Raw genomic sequence first — 22,369 nt, 5'->3', positions numbered from 1 at the left:
TTATTATTTATTTTACAATTCCGGAATGAATCAAATTCCAAACAATATTAAATTCTTGATTAATGGTAGGTGATGTCCATTCTTTTGCGTGGGCTGGATGATGAAATCGAGCCGTCGCCATAAAGATACCACTAGCAGTCGCTGCTGGATCTGTCGATTTAAATTCTTGATTTGTGATTCCTTCTTCAATAATTGGGATGATTTGACCGATTAATTCACCAATATGAGCATTTACCACATCTACAGATTCTTCAACGAGTGTTGTATACATCGTAAATAACTCAGGATCTTCCTGAACCAAGGTATGTTTAATATGAATCAATGTCTTTAACCATAAACGCAAACGCTCAGAAGCTGAACAATCCTGTTTAAAAACAACCTCTAATGGTAAAGAGATAGTATGCAGCCACCTTTCAGCAACAGCTTCTCTTAATGATGCTTTGCTAGGAAAATGGCGATAAATGGTTCCATGGCTAACATTTAGAGCTCTTGCAACATCCACAACACTTGTTTTCTCTGGTCCAAATCGGCGAAGCACCTGTTCCGCCGTATCTAAAATGGATTCTTTGGTTAAATAATGATCCGCCATCTCTTACTCTACTCCGAGCATACCCATTTGATCAGCAGCATAACGGGTCCCCGCAACAGCTTCTGCAGGCACTGCTGCTTCAATTGTTTCAAGATCAGATTGGCTAAGTTGAAGACCAACTGCGTTCAATGCATCCTGTAGTTGTGAACGTTTGCGAGCACCAATTAGTGGGATGACATCCTCACCTCGAGAGAGGACCCACGCAATGGCAAGTTGTGCCACATTTGTTTGTTTTTCTTCAGCTATTTCTCGTAAAGTCTCTACAAGTGCTAAGTTCTTATCCAGGTTTTCGCCCATAAAACGTGGAGAGAAAGATCGAAAATCAGGCGCTCCATGACGATCCTTGGACCACTTTCCACTTAACAATCCACGTGAAAGTACACCGTATGCCGAAAGGCTTATTCCAAGTTCACGTAAAGTTGGTAAGATTTCTTTTTCAATCCCACGACTAAAAAGTGAATATTCAATTTGCAGCCAGCTTATCGGGTGAACGGAATGTGCACGACGGATGGTTTCTGCATTCGCCTCAGAAAGCCCAATGTGCTTTACGTATCCCGCCTTCACCATGTCAGCAATAGCACCTACAGTTTCCTCAATCGGCACATTTGGATCGACACGTGCAGGTTGATAGAGATCAATATAATCGACACCTAATCTCTGTAACGTGTAGGATAAAAAGTTTTTTACCGCCTGCGGACGACCATCAACTCCTACCCATCCTCCGTCTGGTGATCTCATGGCACCAAATTTAACTGCTATAAATGCATTATCGCGTTTTGATCCTTTTAAAGCCTCATTCAAAAGAAGTTCGTTGTGGCCGACACCATAAAAATCTCCGGTATCGAACAAGGTAATGCCAGCTTCAAGTGCCGCATGAATCGTTGCGATACTTTCTTTTCGATCTGTTGCACCATAAAGATCGGACATTCCCATGCAGCCAAGTCCTAGTGCTGATACTGATGGGCCGCTTTGACCAAGTTTTCTATATAACATATATAATTGCCTCCTAATTAAGATGGTTTTATCATAACATCGGTGAAAACGAAAATCAAATGACAGATTTTACATTTTGTCATTTGATTTTCGTTTTATGATTTCATCATTTAGTTTGTTCAATTCAGCCTTCTCGAAACAAAAATATCACTTACAGATTTAAAGAGGGTGTCCCAAAAACAACTTTGGGACACCCTCTTGATTTTCAATGCTTATTTTATCTTGGCCACTATTTTACCTTTTACATGTCGTTCTGAAAGACGAATTAATGCTTCTGGTATTTCATCAAGTGTAATGACCTCTTTTAGCATGGAAGAGACTTTCCCTTGTGCCACTAAAGCCAGCATTTCATCTCCTATTAAGGCAAGATCTTTTTCTGCCTTTACATCCCCGGATTGATGCGCTGCTCCGAGGGCGATTTCATGATATGAAACAGATTTAGTAAAAGGTTTTATTATTGTAAAATCTGGAGCACCAGCTATAAACACAATGTGTCCCATGAATGCGAGCATGTTTAGAGAATCGGTTGCACTTTGTCTGCTCACGGCATCAACCACTGTATCAACACCACGTCCATTTGTAATTTCCATTACTTTTGCAATAACGTCCTCTTCACGGTAATCAATTACATAATCTGCACCAAGTGACTTTACATAGTCATGATTATGAGAAGAGGCAGTTGAAATAACTGTTTTACCAGCATATTTCGCCAGCTGGATCCCGAAACCTCCAACACCACCAGCTCCTCCGTGAATTAAAATCGTTTCTACTTGTCTAAACGGCAGCTTTCGGAATAAAGATTGGTAAGCCGTATATCCTGCAGTAGGAATAGCAGCAGCATCCTCAAACGTCACGCGATCAGGAATACGGGAGACCGTGTGTGCTGTTGCCACCGTATATTCAGCAAATCCGCCTTTTTTAGTGAGATTCCCGTGATAAACAACTCGATCTCCCTTTTTCCATTGTGTTACGCCTTCACCTGTTTCTGCCACAACACCCGTTACGTCTAAACCGAGAATATGCGGGTAAGACCAATTCGGATTGCCGCCCGTGGCTGTTTTATAATCAACAGGGTTTAAGCCAACTGCATGTACCTCGACCAATAGTTCCTCATTTCCTGGTTTAGGTGTTTGCACATCCTCCACTTTCATTTCTTTCCACTGCCCTTTATCATGCAAAAGCAATGCTTTCATCTATAACATCTCCAGTAAAAAATTATTAGTATCATTCGTTCGTCCAACCTAGTTTACAATATATACTTGGATTTATAAAAAACAAGGTTTCATTTATAAACATATAAATAAAGCCACGAGGGCTTCCATATTCCTCGTAAGCTTATATTCTTATCCTCGATGATTATCAATCAATGAAAGTGTTTCCCCATGCAGTGCATTTAGCACAGGCTCAGATGCAAGGAACTCATGTGGAAAGCCCAATTCAATTTTACTTACTTCATTTAATCGTTCTAGATGTTCCGGTTCCAATTTAAACTGAACACTTTCCAAGTTGTCCTTCATCTGCGACTCTTTTCGAGCACCAACAATTGGAATCATAACGCCACTTTGCTGGCGGACCCAGTTTATCGCTACCTGCGCTGGACTATGTCCTATCTCTTTTGCAATCTCCACCACTGATTCTGCTATTAAAATATTTTTTTCCTTTAACCTTGCACTATTTGGCGAAAGTCTTTTAGGATCAGAATTATTATTTCTGTATTTGCCGGTCAATGCTCCTCCCGCCATCGGTGCCCAAGCAGTTACCCCGATATCAAAGGCACGTGCCATTGGCAAAAGATCGCGTTCCGGTGCACGTTGCATCAAATTATATTCGACTTGAAGCCCAATAAACGGAGTCCATCCTCTTAATGAAGCTAAGGTATTCGCTTGCGATACAATCCATGCAGGCGTATCAGAAATTCCTACATATAATACTTTTCCAGCACAGACCAAATCATCTAACGCCCGCATCACTTCTTCAACAGGGGTAAGAAAATCCCATGCATGGAGCCACAGAAGGTCAATATAATCAGTTTGCAGTCTTTTCAAGCTTGCCTCAACCGATTGAACCAGATTTTTCCGATGATTCCCACCGCCATTTGGATCTTGTCGGCGAGTGGTTAACGAATATTTCGTTGCCACAACATACTGCTCTCGCTTCGATTGGATAAATTCCCCTAAATAGGCTTCACTTGTACCATTTGTATAGTTAACGGCCGTATCAATAAAGTTCCCGCCAGCTTCTGTGAAGGCATTGAAAATCTTTTGACTTTCTTCTTTAGAAGCACCAAATCCCCACTCTTCTCCAAACGTCATCGTACCTAAAGCCAACTCAGACACACGTAAACCACTTTTACCGAGTAATTTGTATCGCATATTTTTCTCCTCCTTAAAATCAATCTTTTTTATACCTAGCATCCTGTAAATCGATTTTTCTCTTAAGACAATTTGGTCATTTTTGTACTTACCTCCCAAAGCTTCTTTGCGGTCATCTCGTCATAAGAAATAGGAGAAGAATTTACCGCTTTTTTCTTTACAAAATATTTTGCACTTATACCTTCCACTTGCGGGGATGAAGCTAAAAATATAGAAGTTTCCGCTCCTTTATCAGGTGGAAGCATAAAAGGTTTCATTAAAGTACCGGAAATTTTGAAAAATAATGAACCTGTATTTCCAAAATTCGTCCTAACCACACCTGGGTGTAAACAATTTACTGTCACCCCCGTACCTTGTAAAATTCGATCTAGTTCATAAGTAAATAAGACATTGGCCAGTTTTGACTGACTATAGGCTTTTATGCCACTATATTTCTTCCGACTATCTAAATCATCGAATTCAATTTTCCCCATAGCCTGTGCACTCGAACTAACGTTTAAAATCCTTGCTGGAGCACTTGCTTTAAGTAAATCAAGGAGTAAATTTGTTAACAAAAAAGACGCAAGATGATTAATCGCAAATGTGCTTTCAAATCCATCTGTAGTGAATTCCTGCTTCCACTTCATGACCCCGGCGTTATTTACAAGAACATCTAAACGAGTATATTTTTGTTTAAATCGATCAGCCAATTGACGAATTGATTGTCGTGATGATAAATCTGCCAGCAATAACTCAATGTTTTCATTTCCGGACATGGATTTAATTTCTTTTAATGCCGCCTCTCCACGTCCTTGATCAAAAGAGACCATGATAACCGTCGCCTTCATTTTTGCTAAGGCAATAGCAGTTGCTTTGCCAATTCCTTGGCTGGCTCCAGTGACCAAACATACTTTTCCTACCATATTTTCCAAAGTCCATTTCCCCCTTTATATTTCATTCTATTTCTGAGTCTCAGAATCGATATCTTACCAACTGATTCTCTTCCCGTTTCTAAAAAACCCGCCGCTTGGACCATCTTCCTCCAATTCAGCTAGCCATAATATAGAACTGGCTGCCTCTTCTGCACTTCTTGAAGCATTTGGGCCGCCCATATCCGTACGTACCCATCCAGGACAGACCGCATTTACCTTGATATTTCCAGAAACCTCAGAAGCTAATATTCGAGTAAGGCCATTTAGGGCAAGCTTTGATAATTTATAGGATCCTGCTCCGTAATCATCCATTTCATCTATTTGTCCATAACCGGAAGAAATATTGATAATCCTTCCATAATTATTTTTCTCCATTAATGGAAGAAAAGATCGAATAAGATGATAGGGTCCCAATAGGTTCGTTCTCATCGTTTTTTCTAAAATAGTAGGATCTTCTTCTGATAGCTTTAGACCCTCATCTAAATAGACACCTGCATTATTAATTAATACATCTAGTCGACCATAAGTGTCTTGAATGTCCTTCACTGTGTTCTCAATGCTTTCAGGATTGTCGACATCAAGTTCAACAAAGCTGCTTTCAATTCCAAGTTTCTGCAAGGATGAAACAGCTTTTTGTCCTCTATCACGGTTTCTGCTGCCTAATAATACTTGAAAGTTTTTCTCGGCTAATTGCTTGCTTAATTCAAACCCAATCCCTTTGTTTCCACCGGTAATGAGAGCTATTTTTCTAAATTTAGACATTTTATCCTCCTTTATTGTTTGTACATACAACTTATTTTGGAAAATTTTTTTCTTAAAAAAGAATTACATGGTTATTTTATAATTTGATATTCATTATCCTTATCCCTGTAAGAGTCCTCTGCAACGGTAGGCCTTTTGTTTTCGAATATACCAAAGGAATTACCGCTAATATCCTTAAAAGTGTAACAAGGTCCATTCGGTATACCAATTGGTCCATTTTCTTCCTTCCAGCCTTTATTTCTTAATTCCATTACAGTTGCATCTAAGTCCTTAACTTCATAAATAGGCATGCATGTCGGTGCGGTTAGGTGATCTGCAATTAATATTAGTGGTCCTTCGCCAATTTTAAACGCTGCTACCTTTGCTCCAAATCGGTCGAAAGCCCAATGCAATTTGCCCCCAAGAACAGATTTATAGTAGTGAAAATCAGATTCAAAATCTAAAGTACCTATATACAAAAACATCAATTTGTTAAACGGAATAGAACTCATTTTAGATACACCCTTTTATGATAGTTCTTTTGTTTACTTTATGATTCATTCATGCTATCACATCAATTGTTGTTTGTACATACAATTATAATAGAGCGATAATTTTGAAAGACCAATCATTCCTCCTTGAAATTTTTCCTCCAAAAAATTAAACTTTTAATATTTGTAAATTACTGTTAATGTGAGTTTGACAAATATTATAGCTTGGTGTAATTTGTATGTACAAGAAAACGTTAGGGGTTTTTATTATGATAGATGATTTTTTTAACAATTGCCTTTATTTCACAGTGAATAAACTCTCTCGTGCCATTACAAAAATGGCTGAAGATTCATTTATAAAAACAGGTTTATCTCCCACTCATGCATTTTTAATGATGCTGGTTATTGATAAGCCCGGCATATCACAGTCTGAGTTGGCAGACGCACTACATCTAAAGCCTTCTACAATTACTCGCTTTGTCGATAAGTTAGTTGAAAAAGGATTGATTGAACGAAAAGCAGAGGGCAAGAGATCCTTAAATTTTCCGACTGAAAATGGAGAAGCTATCCTTAAAGAGCTTAAAGAAGGCTGGAAAATTTTATTTCGAACTTACTCTGATGTTTTAGGTGAAGAAGAAGGAAAAGCATTGAATAAATTAATCAACGAAGCAGGCAACAAATTAGAAAAATAATAAAAAAAATCCTTTGACGAATTCTAAGGTATTCAGTAAAAGGATTTTCTTCTTAATATTTTATTGTAAAAACAAAGTAAGAAAAAATAGTTGACCTTAACTTTTAAACGTGTTAATTTGTATATGCAAATAAAAAAAGGACTGAATAAAATGAATGAAGAAGAACAAGTATTAATCCATTGCTTATATTTTACGGCTAGCCGTTTTGCACGAAACATGACAAAATTGGCTGAAAAAACATTTGATTTTGGTGACCTTGCTCCTTCTTATTTGTATATGATTATGATTGTTAAATTCCATCCCGAAATCACGCAAAAAGAGTTATGCCACAAGTTGTCCATCGCACCTTCTACCAGTACAAGGTTTATTGATAAACTCGAAAAACTAAAGCTGGTGACAAGAAAAGTGAATGGCAAACAAACGTTTATCTCTTTAACGGATGAAGGAGAAAAAATTTACAAACAGTTTAGAGTTTCTTTAAAGGAATTGTTTACAGGCTATTCTCAGATTTTAGGACGGGAATTTAGTATGGATTTAAGCAAAATGCTTAACGAAGCGAGCAATATGCTAGAAGAATAAATCTAAATTTTTTTAGTCTTTCATTTGCATATACAAACCTAAAAGGAGGCCTACTGATGTCAGAAAAGGTATTACTCATTGTCGGGGCTGGACCGGGGATTAGTTTAAGCACAGCGAGAAAATTTGGAAACAAAGGCTTTAAAATAGCCCTCATCGCCCGCCGATTACAGGCGTTACAGCAATATGAAGCAGAGCTGAGCCGAGAAGGAATAGAGTCGAAAGGATTTTCTGGCGATGTTTCCTCACCTGAAAGTTTAAAAACAGCGATTGATTCCGTTATTAAAACGTACGGGAAGGTCGATGTTCTTTTATACAATGCCGCTGTATTAAAACCGGGTAAACCAACTGAATTAACTGCTGATGATTTAATTAATGAATTTAAAATTAACGTGTCCGGTGCACTTACAAGTGTTAAAGAAGTCTTACCACATATGGAAAAAGGAACGATCCTTTTGACAGGCGGCGGTCTGGCGTTATATCCAAATGCTGATCTTGCTTCATTGTCTATCGGAAAAGCAGGTATACGCAGTCTTGCATATAGCTTGCATCAAGAATTGAGCCCTAAAGACATTTATGTCGGAACATTAACGATCAAAGGGTTTGTACAAGAAGGAACATATTTCTCACCTAAAAATATTGCGAATACATTTTTTAGCATGTACGAAAATCAAACTGAAACAGAAATTATGTTTGAAGAAAAGTAGAGCTTTTTTTAAAAGTACATTTGCATGTACAAATGTAAAAACTTCTATGAATTAAACAAAAAATGAAACCAAAACTAGAAAAGAAAAATAAGGACAAAAGGAGACTTACTAATGAAAACTCTCGTAATTATCACTCACCCTAATCTTGAACAATCGCGAATTAACCGCACTTGGATGGAGGAATTGAAAAAACACGAAGAAATTACGATTCATACTCTTTATCAAGCGTATCCGGACGGGAAAATAAACGTAACACACGAACAAAGCCTATTAGAATCACATGACCGTTTTATTCTTCAATTCCCATTCTACTGGTACAGCACGCCTTCTTTGTTAAAACAATGGCAAGATGAAGTGCTTTCTTACGGCTGGGCATACGGAGAAGGCGGCGACAAGCTTCATGGCAAAGAACTAGGGCTTGCAATCTCAACCTTTGGTCCAAAAGATTCTTACCAGCCTACTGGCTACAATAATTTTACCATGGAGACGTTAACAACTCCCTTACAGCAAACAAGCAATCTCATTGGTGCCCGTTTTATGCCATTATTCGTCTTGAATGGTGTTATGCATGTCTCAGATGAAGAACTTGCAGAAAGTGCAAAAGCATATGTAGATCACGTTCTTCAACCATTAAAGGTAGAAGCTTAATTTAAAAACTCAATGAAGATATCCTTCTGTTTCTTTGGAATACCTTCATTGCATCAAACATTTGAAGTATGTTGCGTGTACAAACAACTATAGAACTAAAATCAGAAGGGTGATAAAAATGAAAACATTAGTCATTGTTGCACATCCAAACCTGGAGCAATCGAAAGTAAATAGAACGTGGATGAATCGTCTTCAACAAGAAGAGAATGTAACGGTTCACAATTTATATGCACATTATCCAAATTTTGAGATCAATGTAGAAAAAGAGCAACAGCTATTATTGGAGCATGATCGCATTGTTCTGCAATTCCCATTCTATTGGTACAGCACACCAGCTTTATTAAAGCAATGGCAGGATGTCGTTTTAACTTACGGATTTGCCTATGGGTCAGAAGGAAACAAATTACAAGGAAAAGAGTTTATGCTTGCTATTTCTTCCGGCGGTCCGGCTGAAGCTTACCAGGCTGGTGGTTACAATAGCTACTCCATGAGTGAGTTAACTCGCCCGCTCCAAGCGACAGCAAACCTGTGTGGCATGCATTTCTTGCCCTCATTTCTTTTACAAGGAATGATGACACTAACCGAAGAAAGGCTCCAAGAAAGCACGGAAGCACTAGCTGTATATGTAACCAATCCAAATTTACGTGCAGACCGCTAATCGGTCTTCGAACGAATTAATCTTTGAAATATCAATTAGTTGAAACATTAAGAAATGAAAGGAAGATTTGAAAATGAAAACTTTAGTTATTTATACACATCCAAACCCAGCTAGCTTCAATGCTGCCATTAAAGAAACAGTAGTAAATGAGTTGACTTCAAACGGACATGAAGTGAAAGTTCGTGATTTATATGCAATGAACTTCAATCCGATTTTGTCTGGAGAAGATTTTGTCCAGTTTTCTCAAAATAAAACTCCTGCGGATATTAAAGCAGAACAAGATGTAATCGCTTGGGCCGATCAACTCGTATTTATCTATCCAACTTGGTGGACGAATATGCCGGCAATGTTAAAAGGATATATTGACCGAGTACTTACAAATGGATTTGCCTTCAAATATACAGAAAATGGCGCTGAAGGATTATTAAATGGTAAGAAAGCGATTATTTTTCAAACTACAGGTCAGCCTAAAGATAGCTTAGAGGCCTACAACTTGATTTCACCTTTACAAATAAGCATGGAAATGGGTACGCTAGCATTTACAGGAATTGAAACAATTGCACATCCGTTTTTCCATGGAGTTCCATATGTTTCAGATGAAGATCGTAAAAACATGCTGGATGAAGTCAAGCAAGTACTTTCAAAATTAGAAACTGTTAAATTGTAACGATTGAAAAGCAGGATCCCTCTTTTTAAGGGGCCCTGCTTTTATTCTAAATACACTTATAAATGGAGAAGTTTAAATCATGGATCATAAAATTGCAATCGTACAGGAGCATCAGTGATGATTCAGAATGGATTAGTGGACAGACAATTTATGTTAATGGCGGCCTAGCTTAATATAGAGTCAAAGCATAGGTTGTTAGGATAGAAAAGGAGATAAAATAATATGGAAACTGTATCGATGCAAACAATCCTAAATAAATTTTCTATTATGGAAACGATCTCTAAATTTTACTACTTTGCAGATCATCGTGAATGGGATAATTTAAGAAAACTGTTCACTGATCAATTAACCATTGATTACACGTCCTTAGCAGGCGGAGAGCCAGTGAAGCTTGATGCTGAAACTTTAGTAAAACATTGGGAGCCTGTATTATCTAAATATAAGACTGAACATTGATCCATAATATTGATAAAATCAAAAAAAGCCTTGCGAACATTATTAAATGTTTACGTAAGGCTTTTTCATGTATCTACAATTAAAGAACAAAAAGAAGGAAAACGACAGCCAAAACTACATACCATTTGCTCATAAAAAGTTCACTTATTACTTTTTTTGTTTTACTTTCAAAAGGCAATTCGACTCTCTGCTTTACCACTACATATGATATGGTTCTCCGTTTCATCTCTATCAGTAAACTTTAAATAATTGATCTAATACCCTTTTCCTATAAAATTCTCACTATCTGCTACTTTTTCCTAAAAAATTTGTCAATTTTTAAATTGTTTCCTAAAAATTTGTTTGTTAAAATCGAATAGGGTTCTTTAATAGATTAATTGATTAATAGAGGAGAGGAATGTTATAAAAAATAAAATAAGTAAATATCTCTTGTTTGCTTCAGTTTTTGCTATTCCAATATTCATTAATAATAGTAAGGTATTAGCTTCTGGTAATCTTCTTCCTAAAGGATATATTGATACACCAACAGTTGGTTCCACGATTAAAGGGAATAGTAATGTAAATGGTTGGTTTTTAGATGGCAGCGGAGTATCCAAGATTGATGTTTTAGTAGATGGAACAACCATAGGTACAGCACAGTATGGCAGTACGCGTCTCGATGTCCAAAAAGTCTATCCGGATTATCAAAATGCAAACTCAGGATTTCAGTATACCCTTAATACCTTTAATGTAACGAATGGACAACATTCATTGACCGTTAGAGAGACTGGGAATAACGGAACCACAAACGTGCTCCAAAGCCAGATAGTAAATGTGCAAAATTTACCAGCAATTGGATCGATTGATACCCCGGCTGGTGGCTCTACGATTAGTGGAGATAGTACTGTACGAGGTTGGTTTTTAGATAGCAGCGGCGTATCCAAGGTTGAAGTTTTAGTAGATGGAAAAACCATGGGTTCAGCACAGTATGGCAGTACGCGTCTCGACGTAGCCAAAGTCTATCCAGCCTACCAAAATAGTTCTTCAGGGTATCAGTATAACCTCAATACGAGGAATTTAACTAATGGACAACATTCATTGACCGTTAGAGAGACAGGAAATAATGGTGCCACAACAGTGCTTCAAAGTCAAATGGTTAATGTTCAAAATTTACCGGCAAAGGGATCGCTTGATACCCCAGCGGTTGGCGCTGCGATTAGTGGAGATAGTAATGTACAAGGTTGGTTTTTAGATGGCAGCGGTGTATCCAAGATTGATGTTTTAGTAGATGGAAAAACCATGGGTACAGCACAGTATGGCAGTACGCGTCTCGACGTAGCAAAAGTCTATCCAGCCTACCAAAATAGTTCTTCAGGGTATCAGTATACCCTCAATACGAGGATTTTAACCAATGGACAACACTCATTAACCGTTAGAGAGACAGGAAATAATGGTGCTACTAATGTGCTTCAAAGCCAAATGGTCAATGTGCAAAATTTACCGGCAAAGGGATCAATTGATACCCCGGCGAACGGTGCTTTAATTAAAGGTGATAGTGTTGTAACTGGTTGGTTTTTAGATGGAAGCGGCGTATCCAAGGTTGAAGTTTTGGTAGATGGAAAAACCATGGGTACAGCACAGTATGGCAGTACACGTCTCGATGTATCAACAGTCTACCCGGCATACAATAATGATGCCTCTGGTTATCAGTATACCCTTGATACGAAACAATTTGCCGATGGTCCACATACACTGGCTGTTAAGGAAACGGGAGTAAATGGTTCAACTTATACCCTTACTTATAATGTAACTGTTGGTAATGGGAATCTCTATACCTTAGTTGACTTAAAGAAACCAGCTAATATAACGGCAACCGATATCGTTAATTTCTTTAATCTAAAAAGTCCTAACAGCCCTCTCAAGAATTATGCCCAAAATTTTATTGATGCTCAAAATAAATATGGTGTTAACGCACAATATCTTGTAGCTCATACCATTTGGGAAACGGGCTGGGGAGGATCAGATTTAATAACCTATAAGCATAACCTTTATGGGTACGGTGCTTTTGATGTATGTCCTTTTACCTGTGGTTATTATTTTCCAGCAGTAGCTGATAGTATTAATAAAGTGGCTTATCAGGTTAGACACGATTATCTCGATGAATCAGGAGCCTATTACGTTTCGAGTTATGGTCCTACTTTAGCTGGAATGAATGTACACTATGCTTCAGATCCAAATTGGGAAAATGGCATTGCTTCTCTTATGGCAAGTATGAAACCATATGATTATTCCTATTACGTCAAAACGAATGAACTCGCTAATACTGGGAGCATCCCACCAGCTTATGGAAGCACTATACCAGATGGACAGGCTTTTCCAAGTGATATAATTCTTAGCTTCCCAAGTGGTATAACTGCAAAAGTAAATAATACAACGCTGAATTTACGATCTATACCATATGTTTCATCAGCAAGCTATATAAGCACTCTAAGTCTGAATACGGTAGTTACGGTCTTAGGATTAAATACTGATGTATATTACGATCCAACTAATACTGATAGTTATGCATACCATTGGTATAGAGTGAATGTCAATGGTCAAAATGGCTGGTTGTATGGACAATTTTTAGATATTGCCAATTTACTTCAAGCTAATACAAGTACTGGTTCGTTACAAATTCTTAGCAATCCTTCTGCAGATGCTACTTCCACTGTAATGACTAGTGTTAATAACGGAACGTATTTAAAGCTAGTGATGAATAACGGAAATCCACTTACGAATAACGGATGGTATAATGTATATTTGCCTAATTCATCAGCAACAGGATGGATCTCTGGAACTAGCGTTAAACAAATAAGCCACTAAAATAACGCCCCACTAGTTTATATAAAACTAGTGGGGCGTTTCACTGTTCACTTAATATAATTCTATCCCATTCACTAAATCACCTAAACAGCCAGAAATGATCAATATAAGAGAACAGCACTCCTTATTTCTTTTTCCTTCTGAACAATTCCATTGATTTATAGCCATCTCCAAGTATTGCTTCCATTTCTAACAATCGTTTATCTTGAGTTTCCTTTCTTTTTGCACTATAAACATAGCGTGCCCAGTCCTTTTGGTAACCGTGGGTTAATTGATTGTAGAAGTTTAGTAAATCCTCATTCTTGTTCAAATAAACCTTAATATCCTCTACATTTTCAATGTAGTCATCCACACATTGGCTATTTTTTGTGCTTGCTGTGCTTTTGGCTTTCTTTGGTGCTGACTTAAGGCCGACCACTGTAAAAACATCATTTAGACTAACCATTCTGGCAAACTTGATGTTGCTCTCAAGAACATAGCCTTCCTCATCAAGAGGTACTTCCTTAAAGAAACTATCACGGTCTATGTATTCTTTATATTTTCGATTATTCTTTTTCGGATACGCAAAGTATAAATATCCGCTATCCTTGATTAATTGTTTATCGATCACTAACTTTAACTGCTTAGTGAATTCTTCTAAACTAAAAACGAAAATAAAGATAAGATTATATTGATCCTTTTTTATCGAAGAGTCATATTCTATTTCGTTAAAGTCAGCAATATCCTCAGGGGTATTGAGAATCAGCTTTGTCGGATATTTATTTATAGATAATTTTTCAACAACACTTTTCGTCGAATTCATCTTGTAAACTCCTTCGTTTTTATATTTAGATTACATCCTAGCATGGATTACTTCAAATGATCATTTAATACGTTTTCTTCTAAGACTGAAAATTTATCCCCGTATACTCTCGTAATATGTTTTTCTCCCCAGGCACAAAGAGAATCTAAAATTCCTTGCAGGCTCCATCCATATTCACTGAGCTCATATTCCACCTTTGGCGGAATTTGATTATAGACAATTCTATTAATGACTCCGTCTTCTTCTAATTCCCTTAATTGCTGGGTTAACATCTTTTGCGTGATATCCGGCATAAGCCGTTTTAATTCACTTGTACGTTTTTTTCCGTGTGTTAAATGGCATAAAATCACGCACTTCCACTTTCCGCCGATAACCTCCAAGGTCGCTTCTACTGATATATTGTATTTCTTTTTCTTCATATCTTTTTCCTCCAAATCAATAGGTACCAAAAAGTACCTATCACACTTTTAAGTATCTATAGCACTTATAAGTGCGTACTTTTCTTATATTCCTATATATCTCATAATAGCATTTGCCGGTTGAATTTATACGTATTTATTTTTATATATCACAATCATCTAGGAGGAGGAAATATGACTAGCGATAAAAAACGAAGTACATTCGCCTTGCTGGCATTAGCCATGAGTGCATTTGCAATCGGAACGACAGAATTTATTAGTGTAGGGTTATTACCTTTAATAGCTAAGGATTTACAAATATCAGTTACGACAGCCGGCTTAACCGTATCCTTATATGCCTTGGGAGTCGCATTTGGAGCGCCTATCCTGACATCAATCACTTCCGGTATGAACCGTAAAACTTTATTACTCTGGATTATGATTGTTTTCATTATCGGGAATAGTCTTGCTGCGGGGGCAGCAAGCATTGGCGTCTTACTTGCAGCGCGGGTGATTTCTGCTTTTTCACATGGTGTCTTTATGTCAATCGGCTCTACGATCGCTGCTGACTTAGTACCGGAAAATCGCAGAGCCAGTGCCATATCCATTATGTTTTCAGGTCTTACGGTAGCTACGATTACCGGTGTACCGATTGGAACTTTCATTGGACAACAATTCGGCTGGAGAACCGCATTTGTCCTCATCATAGCAATCGGGGTTATTGCTTTTATTGCGAATAGTTTCCTAGTCCCTGCTGATCTGCAAAAAGGAACCAGGACTACGTTTCGTAATCAGTTTAGATTAATCACAAATGGCCGCTTGTTACTTTTATTTACGATTACCGCATTGGGGTATGGGGGTACCTTCGTTGTCTTTACTTATCTATCTCCAATCCTGCAGGACATAACCGGATTTAAAGAGGGAACTGTTGCTTTGATCCTGCTCGTATACGGAATTGCCATAGCGATTGGTAACATGGCAGGCGGCAAGCTGTCGAATCAAAATCCGATGAGGGCATTATTTTATATGTTTATTGTCCAAGCAGTTGTCCTTTTTACATTGATGTTTACGGCGCCATATAAAACGGCAGGACTGATGACCATTTTCCTAATGGGGCTGTTGGCTTTTATGAATGTGCCCGGATTACAATTATATGTGGTCATGTTAGCGGAGCGGTTTGTACCGGCTGCCGTAGATGTGGCTTCAGCTATCAATATTGCGGCATTTAACGCAGGAATTGCCATTGGATCCTACCTAGGCGGTATGATTGCAAATTCAATCGGACTGATTCACACTACTTGGATAGGAGCTTTAATGGTTTTAGGAGCAGTCATCCTTACAGGCTGGAGTCGGGTCCTTGAGCGTAAAGACCAACAAAAAGTTAGAATTTTATCACAAAAATGTTCTTAAACAAATGGAGGAGATTAATCATGATAAACAACTTACAAGCTACAACTGTATTAAGTAATGGGATAAAAATGCCTTGGTTTGGTATCGGGGTATTTAAAGTAGAGGAAGGCCCTGAACTGGTGAATGCTGTTAAATTCGCGATAAAAAACGGGTATCGAAGTATTGATACAGCCGCGATCTATGAAAATGAAGAAGGAGTAGGCCAAGCAATTCGCGAAGGGATAAAAGAAGCGGGAATCTCAAGAGAGGATTTATTTGTGACTTCGAAGGTTTGGAATGCTGACCTAGGGTATGAATCAACGTTAGCAGCATATGAAACCAGCTTAACGAAACTGGGACTTGATTATTTGGATTTATACCTTATTCATTGGCCGGTTGCAGGTAAATACAAAGAGGCATGGCGGGCATTGGAGACTCTTTATAAAGAAGGAAAAGTAAAAGCAATTGGGGTTAGTAATTTCCAAATCCACCATTTGGAAGATGTAATGAAGGATGCCGAAATTAAACCAATGGTAAATCAAGTTGAATACCATCCGCGTTTAACCCAGAAGGAGCTTCAAGCCTTTTGTCAACAGCATGGAATTCAGTTAGAGGCTTGGTCACCTTTAATGCAAGGGCAATTATTAGATAACCCTGTTCTCCAAGAAATCGCCAATAAGTATAACAAATCCATTGCTCAAGTTATTTTACGATGGGATTTACAAAAAGGGGTAGTAACCATTCCAAAATCAACGAAAGAACATCGCATCATTGAGAATTCAACCGTATTTGATTTCGAGTTAACGAAAGAAGAAATGGTGCAAATTGATGGGCTGAATGAAAATCATCGTGTGGGACCGGACCCGGACAATTTTGACTTTTAATATAGGCTCATTTCTAAAAGATTGTGGCTTTTTGCATTAGAAAATAGCCTTAATAAAAAACATATCCGGCGCTTTCCCTTAATGGGACAGCGCCGTTAATCTTAATTAGATTGATGTTTTTCTGCAACTGAAGAAATCTCGGCTACTGGATAAACCAATTGTGCTAATCTGGACCTTACTCAAAGTTCTAATTGATATATAAAAATAATAAAGAGCAAGAATCATTGGATTCTTGCTCTTCTACACGTTATTCAATTTATTTACCATAGATCAAACCTTAGTGCTGTTAGTCAGAGAATTTATCTCCTGAATGTGATAGGTGTTTTTGCTTTCGTAATAAGATGATGAAATAAATAACATAATACGCAAACATAATAAGCATCAGTCCGGATGTCCAGGAATTACCGGCAGTGTAACCCATATTTTGCCACCCGCTGGTTTGGTCTGTTTTTACTCCACCCAATGATCCCTGTGTGTATATTCCATAAATGCGATAACCAAGGCGGGCAAGGAAAATGACCGTTACAATGCTGCCAATCCAGGTGTTCGGGCGGTAGTACAAGCCTCCATCCCTTTGTTCGAAACGCGTCATACCCGCACTGTAATAGGCAAGAATGATACCAATAATAATTCCCACTACATCTGAGATTAAGCTTATGGGGTGGAAAATTCCCTCTCCCAAGAATAACAGCCCAATAATAACTAAAAGGACAGTCCTAAACCATATTTTTCCTTGACTTAACTGTTGCCATCCTATGTTTCGGCGGACACGCCTATAAATACTAAAAAGAATAAGAGCTGCAATAATGAAAACCGAGTAAGATGTTTGATGCATGAGTGTTCCTCCCTTTTTTAAATAAAAAACAAAAAGTCCTTGAATTTCCCCCTAAACTATTAACCTAAAATTCACTAACCATATTCACTTTCCGGTGATTCTCGAAGTTCCCTCTACACTGGATGTTTATTATCTTACCTCTTCTTATTCTATGAATCGACTATCCCCGGATAGAATTCTAAAACAAAAGTCTCTATCTCAGGATAGAGGCACATCGCTCAAAGTTACTTAAAAAATTCGTTATTTACATATGCTCCGCCTTTTCTAATGATGCCTTGGACGTAATTTACTTTCGGGAATCACCGTCCAATAGTTGCACGAATCCATTGGTTCCATCCACCCGGATATTTGCACCGTTTTTAATCATTTCCGTCGCTTTTTCGATACCAACAACAGCGGGAATGCCGTATTCTAAGGGCAACTACCGAACCATGAGTCATCCTTCCGCCCACTTCCGTGATCAGTCCAACTGCCGACGTAAAGAGTTGAGTCCATCCGGTATCCGTAAAGGGAGCATCTAAAATTTCTCCGGGATTAAGCTTGGCATCTTGTTGAATAGCTTCCCCTTTATCAATTTATCCTTATTATCCTATCTATTAAATTACTATTTTCAAAATTAACACAATTAAATCCAAATAAATAAAAAAAGCAAGGCTTAATGCCAAGCTAATTCTATATTACAGTCGGTGCCCCATAGTGAAGTGACCACCACTACAATTGTTTTAATTTTTTATTCACAATAAAATCAATTAGGTTCTATTGCATAAACCGCATTTATACCTTTTTAACAAATTCAGACTTTAATTTCATTGCTCCAAAACCATCAATTTTGCAATCAATATCATGATCCCCATCAACTAAACGTATATTTTTAACTTTTGTACCTACTTTTAAAACTGATGAACTTCCTTTTACTTTAAGGTCTTTAATTACTGTTACCGTATCACCATGGTTTAAGACATTTCCATTTGCATCTTTGATAATCTTTTGATCTTCCCTATTTTCGGTTTCTAATTCTAAATTCCATTCATAAGCACATTCCGGGCAAACAAAAAGACTACCATCTTCATAAGTATATTCTGAATTACATTTTGGACAATTGGGCAAATTAGACAAAATTGCATTTCCTCCATTAATCAAAAAATTTAATGATCTGCTTCATGTATTTCTATTATTATTCTACTTCTTTTTAGTAAAAAAAGAGACTTTGAAATGATTGGCCATATAAAAAACCTCATTTACAAATGAAACGGTTCTACTCAATTAAATTGATAAGTTGACGTTCGGTACAAAAATCTTTTCAAACTGGTAATCACCATCTGCTTCAAAAATTTTGATGACGGATGCATTTTCTACAGGTTTAAAATTGGCCAAATCCTCAACAGGCCAGTTCATTAGGAAGGTTAGCAGCATTTGAATAAATGCAGCGTGGGTAACAATCACGACATTTTCATACCGCTGCTGCTGCTTTACTCGTTCTATTACGGTATTAATAAACATGGTCGCACGCAAGTACACATCGGCCAGTGATTCTCCGTTTTGATAGCGAAAATAAAATTGGCCCGCTGCTTTAAATTCCTTTTTTGCCTCAGGGGTGCGATTGTTAAAATCATAAAGATTTCCCAGCTCCCACTCTCTTATAAGCGGGTTTTCGTAAAAAGGAACCTGCTCCGGAAGAAAGGAATGAATCGCCTTCGCCGTTTGAATCGTTCGCAAATACGGTGAAGTATATAAAACAGTCTTTTCATTTAGACTGTTTTTGAGAAATTCAGCCGTTTTCAGTGCCTGGCTTTGACCGAGTTCTGTCAAACTATGCTTAGAATCATGGGTATGCGCCATCACTGTCCGATCAATATTATGCTCCGATTCCCCGTGTCGGATAACGTAAATGTTCAAATCTCTCCACCCCTTGATATCATCTATTTTCCTTTAACTAGCTTCTTATTGATCACTTTAAATCAGCAGGCCGCAAACTTAGTTTCGAAACAAATACAGGCCAAATCCCAATGTATCCCTGCCCCATTTCAAATAGGTTTGTCGCCATGTCCGGATTCGCTGCAGCATCGCTTCACAATCCGGGTCTTCGGAATTTTTATGACAATAATTTTCAATAGATAAGGAATAGAGCCATTCATATTCATCCCAATCATCCTCGTTTGCCACATAGGACCAAAGAGGGATTAAACCTAATTCCTCACCTGCTTTTACAGTCTCCGCATGACTTTTACATTCAGACTCATCCGCTCCTCCAAGTGCCTGTAAATATTCAGCACTTGGAGGCTGCTTCCAGTAGCCCTCCCCGATAATAATGAACCCATTTTTCTTTACGAGACCCTTCAGCGTCTGCAATGTAGTTTCCAGCCCGCCCAAAGCGTGGGTTGACCCGATACAAATTCCGAAATCATATCCTTCTTGTTCACATTTCTCAACTGCCTGCTTGGCATCATCCACAATAAACTCAATACTGCCCTCGGGGATTCTGTTACTGGCTCGCTTCTTCGCTTCCTCGATTGCACCGTCATACAATTCGATCGCAGTAGCTGACATTTTATAGTTCTCTATCAGGCGAATCAGCAGTTCACATTTTCCTGCTCCAATATCAATTGCTTTATCTTGCGGCTTAGGTGCTACGATTCGGATCATTTTCATGATCTTTTCTTCACTGATTGGATTACTAAATGCATGATTGCAATGGGCGATCGCTGAAAATCTGTTTCTATCCAAATTTATTTCTCCTTATCTCTTAAAAGCTGGAATATAGATTATTTCCTTTAAGTTTAAATTTTAATTACCTTAACGGCAACTTTGTTATGAAATAAGTAAGGAAGGCTATCGGAACTACGGCTGGAATGAACTAAAGAGATTACAAGGAATACTTTTCTACAAAGAATTAGACATTCCTTTATTAGAAATCAAAAATTTATTGGAGGTAAACTCCGAAAGGATAAATACCTTGGAAAAACAAAAGAAATTGTTTTTAAACTTGATGTATCAACAAAAAAAACACGAGATTTCAACTATGAAATATCGTGTTTTTTATATTCTGATTTAATTGTATGCACCTTTGTAATGAACCAGTTAGTAACTTTCATAGGTGCCTAATAGATTCTTTAAATGATTGTAATACCATTCCATATGATTTATATAATCCTACATATAAAATGGCTCCGCAGGTAGGACTCGAACCTACGACCGATCGGTTAACAGCCGATAGCTCTACCACTGAGCTACTGCGGAACAATAAATTAATTGTTTTTGATGGGCCTAAATGGACTCGAACCATCGACCTCACGCTTATCAGGCGTGCGCTCTAACCAGCTGAGCTATAGGCCCATTTTAATTTTGGAGCGGGTGATGGGAATCGAACCCACTACATCAGCTTGGAAGGCTGAGGTTTTACCAGTAAACTACACCCGCAGTTTAAAAAAAAAGAAATATGGCTGGGCTAGCTGGATTTGAACCAACGCATGTCGCAGTCAAAGTGCGATGCCTTACCGCTTGGCTATAGCCCATTAATATAATAATTATTGGGGCGGCTGATGGGAATCGAACCCACGAATGTCGGAACCACAATCCGATGCGTTAACCACTTCGCCACAACCGCCATAATCGACAGTGGTAGTAGGAATCGAATTACACTGAAGGTTATCGAACCCTTTTTCTGCCTTGATCTAAAATTTTAATCATGATGGCTCAGGACGGAATCGAACCGCCGACACAAGGATTTTCAGTCCTTTGCTCTACCGACTGAGCTACTGAGCCAACAAATGGCGGTCCGGACGGGACTCGAACCCGCGACCTCCTGCGTGACAGGCAGGCATTCTAACCAACTGAACTACCGGACCAAATTGCGGGGACAGGATTTGAACCTGCGACCTTCGGGTTATGAGCCCGACGAGCTACCGGACTGCTCCACCCCGCGACGGTAAAAAGTACATTATTTAATTCATGCCCATAGTTTGTATGGACTGTATCAATCTCAGTAAGCTTATTCAAGCAGCAGTTCGATTGATACAACTCGCAGTCATTCGATGAAGTAACGCTCGTTGCTCCACCCCGCGACGGTAAAAAACTAATTTTTTCATGTTTTAGAGAAACATGATTGATAAAAAGCAAATAATATGGCGGAGGAAGAGGGATTCGAACCCCCGCGCGGTTTAACCCGCCTGTCGGTTTTCAAGACCGATCCCTTCAGCCGGACTTGGGTATTCCTCCATATAAATGGCCCATATAGGACACAAATCTAGATAGAAAATGGTGAGCCATGAAGGACTCGAACCTTCGACCCTCTGATTAAAAGTCAGATGCTCTACCAACTGAGCTAATGGCTCTAAAACAAAATGGTGCCGGCTAGAGGACTTGAACCCCCAACCTACTGATTACAAGTCAGTTGCTCTACCAATTGAGCTAAACCGGCAAAAATGGTGGAGGATGACGGGATCGAACCGCCGACCCTCTGCTTGTAAGGCAGATGCTCTCCCAGCTGAGCTAATCCTCCATATATAATGGTGACCCCTACGGGACTCGAACCCGTGTTACCTCCGTGAAAGGGAGGTGTCTTAACCGCTTGACCAAGGGGCCAACTTTAAAATCAGACAAAATAATAGCCCCACAAATGGGGCAGCCTGGCAACGTCCTACTCTCACAGGGACTCGCGTCCCAACTACCATCGGCGCTGAGAAGCTTAACTTCCGTGTTCGGTATGGGAACGGGTGT

Annotated in this window: 23 protein-coding genes, 13 tRNA genes, 1 rRNA gene and 2 pseudogenes; 11 read left to right on the top strand and 28 right to left on the bottom strand. The window is 38.5% G+C overall.

Annotated elements, in window-relative coordinates; translation table 11 throughout:
• Window positions 1-7: 7 nt before the first annotated feature.
• The 7 genes from J2S10_RS17535 to J2S10_RS17505 form a co-directional block, all read right to left on the bottom strand.
• Entirely contained in the window at window positions 8-589 is a 582-nt protein-coding gene (locus J2S10_RS17535; protein WP_307410113.1) for a TetR family transcriptional regulator, read from the bottom strand.
• 3 nt (window positions 590-592) lie between these two features.
• The gene (locus tag J2S10_RS17530) at window positions 593-1,582 is read right to left on the bottom strand and encodes an aldo/keto reductase (protein WP_307410112.1); all 990 of its coding nucleotides are present in this window, start codon (window positions 1,580-1,582) and stop codon (window positions 593-595) included.
• Window positions 1,583-1,794: 212 nt separating this feature from the next.
• Entirely contained in the window at window positions 1,795-2,775 is a 981-nt protein-coding gene (locus J2S10_RS17525; protein WP_307410110.1) for a zinc-binding dehydrogenase, read from the bottom strand.
• A 150-nt stretch (window positions 2,776-2,925) separates the two neighbouring features.
• Window positions 2,926-3,954, bottom strand: a complete 1,029-nt coding sequence (locus J2S10_RS17520; RefSeq protein ID WP_307410108.1) for an aldo/keto reductase — start codon at window positions 3,952-3,954, stop codon at window positions 2,926-2,928.
• A 62-nt stretch (window positions 3,955-4,016) separates the two neighbouring features.
• On the bottom strand, window positions 4,017-4,856 hold the full coding sequence (locus J2S10_RS17515; RefSeq protein WP_307410935.1) for an SDR family oxidoreductase: 840 nt from the start codon (window positions 4,854-4,856) through the stop codon (window positions 4,017-4,019).
• A gap of 63 nt (window positions 4,857-4,919) precedes the next feature.
• A complete protein-coding gene (locus J2S10_RS17510) occupies window positions 4,920-5,627 on the bottom strand; it encodes an SDR family oxidoreductase (protein ID WP_307410106.1) in 708 nt (235 codons plus the stop codon).
• A 71-nt stretch (window positions 5,628-5,698) separates the two neighbouring features.
• Complete coding sequence (locus J2S10_RS17505) at window positions 5,699-6,118, bottom strand: VOC family protein (RefSeq protein WP_307410104.1); 420 nt, start codon at window positions 6,116-6,118, stop codon at window positions 5,699-5,701.
• Between the two features lie 248 nt (window positions 6,119-6,366).
• Between J2S10_RS17505 and J2S10_RS17500 the strand changes: the two genes are divergently transcribed.
• The 8 genes from J2S10_RS17500 to J2S10_RS17465 all read left to right on the top strand — a co-directional run bounded on the left by J2S10_RS17500 (window position 6,367) and on the right by J2S10_RS17465 (window position 13,345).
• The gene (locus tag J2S10_RS17500; RefSeq protein ID WP_307410102.1) at window positions 6,367-6,789 is read left to right on the top strand and encodes a MarR family winged helix-turn-helix transcriptional regulator; all 423 of its coding nucleotides are present in this window, start codon (window positions 6,367-6,369) and stop codon (window positions 6,787-6,789) included.
• Between the two features lie 150 nt (window positions 6,790-6,939).
• The gene (locus tag J2S10_RS17495; RefSeq protein ID WP_307410100.1) at window positions 6,940-7,368 is read left to right on the top strand and encodes a MarR family winged helix-turn-helix transcriptional regulator; all 429 of its coding nucleotides are present in this window, start codon (window positions 6,940-6,942) and stop codon (window positions 7,366-7,368) included.
• A gap of 56 nt (window positions 7,369-7,424) precedes the next feature.
• Entirely contained in the window at window positions 7,425-8,072 is a 648-nt protein-coding gene (locus tag J2S10_RS17490) for an SDR family NAD(P)-dependent oxidoreductase (protein WP_307410099.1), read from the top strand.
• A 111-nt stretch (window positions 8,073-8,183) separates the two neighbouring features.
• The gene (locus J2S10_RS17485) at window positions 8,184-8,720 is read left to right on the top strand and encodes an NAD(P)H-dependent oxidoreductase (protein ID WP_307410098.1); all 537 of its coding nucleotides are present in this window, start codon (window positions 8,184-8,186) and stop codon (window positions 8,718-8,720) included.
• A 118-nt stretch (window positions 8,721-8,838) separates the two neighbouring features.
• Complete coding sequence (locus J2S10_RS17480) at window positions 8,839-9,378, top strand: NAD(P)H-dependent oxidoreductase (RefSeq protein ID WP_307410096.1); 540 nt, start codon at window positions 8,839-8,841, stop codon at window positions 9,376-9,378.
• 73 nt (window positions 9,379-9,451) lie between these two features.
• On the top strand, window positions 9,452-10,045 hold the full coding sequence (locus J2S10_RS17475; protein WP_307410094.1) for an NAD(P)H-dependent oxidoreductase: 594 nt from the start codon (window positions 9,452-9,454) through the stop codon (window positions 10,043-10,045).
• A gap of 222 nt (window positions 10,046-10,267) precedes the next feature.
• On the top strand, window positions 10,268-10,501 hold the full coding sequence (locus tag J2S10_RS17470) for a nuclear transport factor 2 family protein (protein WP_307410092.1): 234 nt from the start codon (window positions 10,268-10,270) through the stop codon (window positions 10,499-10,501).
• 429 nt (window positions 10,502-10,930) lie between these two features.
• A complete protein-coding gene (locus tag J2S10_RS17465) occupies window positions 10,931-13,345 on the top strand; it encodes an Ig-like domain-containing protein (RefSeq protein WP_307410090.1) in 2,415 nt (804 codons plus the stop codon).
• Between the two features lie 124 nt (window positions 13,346-13,469).
• Here J2S10_RS17465 and J2S10_RS17460 read toward each other — a convergent pair whose 3' ends face one another.
• The gene (locus tag J2S10_RS17460) at window positions 13,470-14,147 is read right to left on the bottom strand and encodes a YdeI/OmpD-associated family protein (RefSeq protein WP_307410088.1); all 678 of its coding nucleotides are present in this window, start codon (window positions 14,145-14,147) and stop codon (window positions 13,470-13,472) included.
• 47 nt (window positions 14,148-14,194) lie between these two features.
• Complete coding sequence (locus tag J2S10_RS17455; protein ID WP_307410086.1) at window positions 14,195-14,566, bottom strand: winged helix-turn-helix transcriptional regulator; 372 nt, start codon at window positions 14,564-14,566, stop codon at window positions 14,195-14,197.
• A 174-nt stretch (window positions 14,567-14,740) separates the two neighbouring features.
• Here J2S10_RS17455 and J2S10_RS17450 point away from each other — a divergent pair, with 174 nt between their 5' ends.
• Window positions 14,741-15,955, top strand: a complete 1,215-nt coding sequence (locus J2S10_RS17450) for an MFS transporter (RefSeq protein WP_370876232.1) — start codon at window positions 14,741-14,743, stop codon at window positions 15,953-15,955.
• A 20-nt stretch (window positions 15,956-15,975) separates the two neighbouring features.
• Window positions 15,976-16,818 (top strand): aldo/keto reductase, encoded by an 843-nt coding sequence (locus tag J2S10_RS17445; protein WP_307410083.1) that lies wholly within the window; start codon window positions 15,976-15,978, stop codon window positions 16,816-16,818.
• A 286-nt stretch (window positions 16,819-17,104) separates the two neighbouring features.
• Here J2S10_RS17445 and J2S10_RS17440 read toward each other — a convergent pair whose 3' ends face one another.
• From J2S10_RS17440 to J2S10_RS17420, 5 genes and pseudogenes are all read right to left on the bottom strand, one after another.
• Window positions 17,105-17,653: a CcdC protein domain-containing protein gene (locus J2S10_RS17440; RefSeq protein ID WP_307410081.1), complete on the bottom strand. Its 549-nt coding sequence runs from the start codon at window positions 17,651-17,653 to the stop codon at window positions 17,105-17,107.
• 286 nt (window positions 17,654-17,939) lie between these two features.
• A pseudogene (locus J2S10_RS17435) lies at window positions 17,940-18,204 on the bottom strand (PEP-utilizing enzyme); the annotation flags it as partial.
• Window positions 18,205-18,427: 223 nt separating this feature from the next.
• The gene (locus tag J2S10_RS17430) at window positions 18,428-18,769 is read right to left on the bottom strand and encodes a zinc ribbon domain-containing protein YjdM (protein ID WP_307410079.1); all 342 of its coding nucleotides are present in this window, start codon (window positions 18,767-18,769) and stop codon (window positions 18,428-18,430) included.
• A 147-nt stretch (window positions 18,770-18,916) separates the two neighbouring features.
• Entirely contained in the window at window positions 18,917-19,549 is a 633-nt protein-coding gene (locus J2S10_RS17425) for a histidine phosphatase family protein (protein WP_307410077.1), read from the bottom strand.
• Window positions 19,550-19,627: 78 nt separating this feature from the next.
• Window positions 19,628-20,377: an SAM-dependent methyltransferase gene (locus J2S10_RS17420; protein ID WP_307410075.1), complete on the bottom strand. Its 750-nt coding sequence runs from the start codon at window positions 20,375-20,377 to the stop codon at window positions 19,628-19,630.
• An 88-nt stretch (window positions 20,378-20,465) separates the two neighbouring features.
• Between J2S10_RS17420 and J2S10_RS17415 the strand changes: the two are divergent.
• Window positions 20,466-20,630 (top strand): annotated as a pseudogene (locus tag J2S10_RS17415) (MerR family transcriptional regulator); the annotation flags it as partial.
• 185 nt (window positions 20,631-20,815) lie between these two features.
• Here J2S10_RS17415 and J2S10_RS17410 read toward each other — a convergent pair.
• From J2S10_RS17410 to rrf, 14 genes are all read right to left on the bottom strand, one after another.
• Window positions 20,816-20,890 (bottom strand) — tRNA-Asn (locus J2S10_RS17410).
• Window positions 20,891-20,912: 22 nt separating this feature from the next.
• Window positions 20,913-20,986, bottom strand: a tRNA-Ile gene (locus J2S10_RS17405).
• A 10-nt stretch (window positions 20,987-20,996) separates the two neighbouring features.
• Window positions 20,997-21,070: transfer RNA gene (locus J2S10_RS17400), tRNA-Gly, on the bottom strand.
• Between the two features lie 20 nt (window positions 21,071-21,090).
• A tRNA-Gln gene (locus J2S10_RS17395) sits at window positions 21,091-21,165 on the bottom strand.
• A 16-nt stretch (window positions 21,166-21,181) separates the two neighbouring features.
• Window positions 21,182-21,257 (bottom strand) — tRNA-His (locus J2S10_RS17390).
• A gap of 85 nt (window positions 21,258-21,342) precedes the next feature.
• Window positions 21,343-21,415, bottom strand: a tRNA-Phe gene (locus J2S10_RS17385).
• Between the two features lie 6 nt (window positions 21,416-21,421).
• Window positions 21,422-21,498, bottom strand: a tRNA-Asp gene (locus tag J2S10_RS17380).
• A 3-nt stretch (window positions 21,499-21,501) separates the two neighbouring features.
• A tRNA-Met gene (locus J2S10_RS17375) sits at window positions 21,502-21,575 on the bottom strand.
• 200 nt (window positions 21,576-21,775) lie between these two features.
• Window positions 21,776-21,868 (bottom strand) — tRNA-Ser (locus J2S10_RS17370).
• A gap of 40 nt (window positions 21,869-21,908) precedes the next feature.
• Window positions 21,909-21,984, bottom strand: a tRNA-Lys gene (locus tag J2S10_RS17365).
• Window positions 21,985-21,994: 10 nt separating this feature from the next.
• Window positions 21,995-22,070: transfer RNA gene (locus tag J2S10_RS17360), tRNA-Thr, on the bottom strand.
• A 5-nt stretch (window positions 22,071-22,075) separates the two neighbouring features.
• Window positions 22,076-22,151: transfer RNA gene (locus tag J2S10_RS17355), tRNA-Val, on the bottom strand.
• Between the two features lie 8 nt (window positions 22,152-22,159).
• Window positions 22,160-22,234, bottom strand: a tRNA-Glu gene (locus J2S10_RS17350).
• Window positions 22,235-22,276: 42 nt separating this feature from the next.
• Window positions 22,277-22,369 (bottom strand): 5S ribosomal RNA (rrf, locus tag J2S10_RS17345); the annotation flags it as partial.

The organism is Neobacillus ginsengisoli (assembly GCF_030813055.1).
This window is presented reverse-complemented; position numbering and strand designations above follow the sequence as displayed.